Origin of the sequence: Actinomadura montaniterrae, assembly GCF_008923365.1 — a bacterium.
Taxonomy (GTDB): domain Bacteria; phylum Actinomycetota; class Actinomycetes; order Streptosporangiales; family Streptosporangiaceae; genus Spirillospora; species Spirillospora montaniterrae.
Genome location: NZ_WBMR01000422.1, coordinates 1 through 3166, shown reverse-complemented (window position 1 = coordinate 3166; position 3166 = coordinate 1). Strand labels below are relative to the sequence as shown.

Below are 3166 nucleotides of genomic sequence, written 5' to 3'. Positions count from 1 at the left end.
GCCCTGCAGGGGCTCGCGGCGGTCGTGCTCGGCCTGGCCGCCGCGCTGCTGATGCTCCGGCACGCCGTCCGGCGGCTCGGCGGGGTCACCGGCGACGTCCTCGGCGCGCTGGTGGAGATCGCCACGACCGCCGCCCTGCTGGCCCTGGCGGCGCTCCCCTGACGGCTCAGGGGGTGAGGGCCCGGCGCGCGTAGGCGCGGACGTCGGCGTCCGGGTCGGACCGGGCGGCGCTCAGCGCCTCGACCGTCTCGGCGGTGCGCGGCTGGGACGCCAGCGCGATCACGGCGGCCTTACGGACGTCGAGGTGCGGGTCGTCCAGCGCCTTGATCAGCGGGACGGACGCGACGCCCGGATCGGCTCCGGCGAGGCCCCGCGCGGCGCCCGCGCGGACCTGCCAGGCCGGGTCGTGCAGCGCCGCGGCCGCCGCCCCGTCCAGCGGCGGGGGGCACCCGACGCCCGCGAGCGCCTCGAACGCGGCGGCGCGGACGAGGTCGTCGGCGTCCTCGACGAGCCCGCCGAGGGCACCGGCCGCCGCCGGGTCCCCGATCGTGCCGAGCCCGTGCGCGACGGCGATCCGGACCTCGCGGGACGCGTCGCCGGCCGCGCGCGCGACCCCGTCCGCCGCGTCGTGCGCGACCAGGCCGCGGACGGCCTGCAGCCGGACGCGGTGGTCGGGGTCGCCGAGCGCGCCCGCGAACACGTCCGGATCACCGAGGCGGAGCGCGCGCAGGACGTCCAGGACCGCGGCACGCACCTGCGCGTCCGGGACGTCCAGGGCGCCGCTCAGCGCTTCGCTGACTTCGCCGGTGGCCGGGAGCACCTCGACGAGTTCGCGCAGCGCCGTCGCGGCGGCGTGCCGGACGGAGCCGTGCGGGTCGGCGAGCGCGGTGGCGAGGGCCCCGGCGACGCCGTCGGGGACGACCTCGGTGAGGGTGGCGACGGCGGCGCGCCGCACCTTCGGGTCGGGGTCGGACAGGTAGGCGGCGATCGCGCCGACGTCCGGCTGGGTCTCGGCGAGCCGCTGCAGTTCCAGCAGCCGCGGGGACCGTCCGACCGACGCCGCCGGGCGGGTCTCCGCGGCCGGGCGGGCGGCCACGGAGACCCGACCGGCGGACGCCGCGCCGAGGACCTGCGGCTCGGCGCCATCCGGGACGGTGAACTCCTCGACCGGCACCAGGTACGGTGCGACGGGCCGCTTGACGAACTCCATCGCGCCGTCGTCGCGGCGCCGCAGGTTGAGGTGGAACATCCACTCGGCGTCGTCGCGTTCGGGCAGGTCGGCGCGGTCGTGGTAGAGGCCCCAGCGGCTCTCGGTGCGGGTCAGGGACGACCGGGCGGCCATCTCGGCGCAGTCGCGGATGAAGGTGACCTCGGCGCAGCGCATCAGCTCGTGCGGGGTCCGCGCGCCCATCGCGGCGATCTCGGTCTCCATCCGGGCGAACGTCTCGACGGCGATGTCGAGCCTGGTCCGCGTCTTCGGCGGCGCGACGTAGTCGTTGACGAACCGGCGCAGCTTGTACTCGACCTGCGGCTGCGGCGGGCCTTCGGGGTTGCGCAGCGGCCGGTAGATCAGCTCGTGCGCGGCGCGGATCTGGTCCTCGGGGAGGGCGCCCGGCCTGCCGAGATGCGCGGACGCGTGCGCGCCGGCCAGGTCGCCGAACACGAACGCGCCGATCATGTAGTTGTGCGGCACGCAGGCGAGGTCGCCCGCCGCGTACAGGCCGGGGACGGTGGTGCGGGCGTTCTCGTCCACCCAGACGCCGGACGCCGAGTGCCCGCCGCACAGCCCGATCTCGGAGATGTGCATCTCCACGTCGTGGGTGCGGTAGTCGTGGCCGCGGCCCGCGTGGAAGGTGCCGCGGGTCGGCCGCTCGGTGGTGTGCAGGATGCCTTCGAGCGCGGTCAGCGTCTCGTCCGGCAGGTGCGTGAGCTTGAGGTAGATCGGGCCGCGCGCGGAGTCGATCTCCCGTTTGACCTCGGACATCATCTGCCCGGACCAGTAGTCGCAGTCGACGAACCGGGTGCCCTCGGCGTTCACCTGGTAGCCGCCGAACGGGTTGGCGACGTAGGCGCAGGCGGGCCCGTTGTAGTCCTTGATGAGCGGGTTGATCTGGAAGCATTCGATGCCGCTCAGCTCGGCGCCCGCGTGGTAGGCCATCGCGTAGCCGTCGCCCGCGTTGGTCGGGTTCTCGTACGTCCCGTACAGGTAGCCGGACGCGGGCAGGCCGAGGCGCCCGCACGCGCCCGTCGCGAGGATCACCGCGCCCGCCGACACGGTGACGAACTCGCCGCTGCGGGTGTCGAACCCGACCGCCCCGACCGCGCGCCCGCCCGAGGTCAGGACGCGCACCGGCATGACGCGGTTCTCGATCGTCACCTTCTCCCGGATGGACCGCTGCCGCAGCACCCGGTACAGGACCTTCTTGACGTCCTTGCCCTCGGGCATCGGCAGCACGTAGGAGCCCGACCGGTGGACGCGGCGCACCGCGTACTCGCCGTGCTCGTCCTTCTCGAACTTCACGCCGTACTTCTCGAGCCGCTTCACCATCGCGAACCCGCGCGTGGCGGTCTGGTGGACGGTCCGCTGGTTCACGATGCCGTCGTTGGCGCGGGTGATCTCGGCGACGTAGTCCTCCGGCGTCGCCTTGCCCGGGATGACCGCGTTGTTCACGCCGTCCATGCCCATGGCGAGCGCCCCGGAGTGCCGGACGTGCGCCTTCTCCAGCAGCAGCACGGACGCGCCGTGCTCGGCCGCGGTGATCGCGGCCATCGTCCCGGCGGTGCCGCCGCCGATCACCAGCACGTCGGCGCTCAGCTCGCGCCGCTCGGTCGCGGCGGGGATCTCCATCACACGGTCTCCTTCGTGTCGGTGCGCGCCCCGAGCGCCGCCAGGACCTCGTCGCGGGAGGCGGCGGCGGGGAACCGCGCGGCGACGCCGCCCGCGCCGAGGACGGCGACCCGGTGGCCGACCAGCAGCGCCTCGTCCACGTCGTGGGTGACGAACACGACGGTCGCGGGCGCGTCCGCGAGCACGTCGAGGAGCAGCCGCTGCATGCTCGCGCGGGTCTGCGCGTCGAGCGCGCCGAACGGCTCGTCCATGAGGATCGCGCGGGGCCGGGCGGCGAGGGTGCGGGCGAGCTGGACGCGCTGGCGCATGCCGCCGGAC

The 3166-nt window shown here is 75.2% G+C and carries 3 protein-coding genes; 1 reads left to right on the top strand and 2 read right to left on the bottom strand.

Annotation, left to right across the window (positions count from 1 at the left end):
- The first annotated feature begins 24 nt into the window (after nt 1–24).
- Complete coding sequence (locus F9B16_RS49830; protein WP_264159878.1) at nt 25–162, top strand: adenosylcobinamide-GDP ribazoletransferase; 138 nt, start codon at nt 25–27, stop codon at nt 160–162.
- 4 nt (nt 163–166) lie between these two features.
- Here the strand turns inward: F9B16_RS49830 and F9B16_RS49825 are convergent, their stop codons facing one another.
- Together F9B16_RS49825 and F9B16_RS49820 are read right to left on the bottom strand one after the other, a co-directional pair.
- Entirely contained in the window at nt 167–2848 is a 2682-nt protein-coding gene (locus tag F9B16_RS49825) for a fumarate reductase/succinate dehydrogenase flavoprotein subunit (RefSeq protein ID WP_151547256.1), read from the bottom strand.
- On the bottom strand, nt 2848–3166 hold a 319-nt coding region (locus F9B16_RS49820; RefSeq protein ID WP_404800600.1), incomplete at its 5' end, for an ATP-binding cassette domain-containing protein. The genes F9B16_RS49825 and F9B16_RS49820, both read right to left, overlap by 1 nt.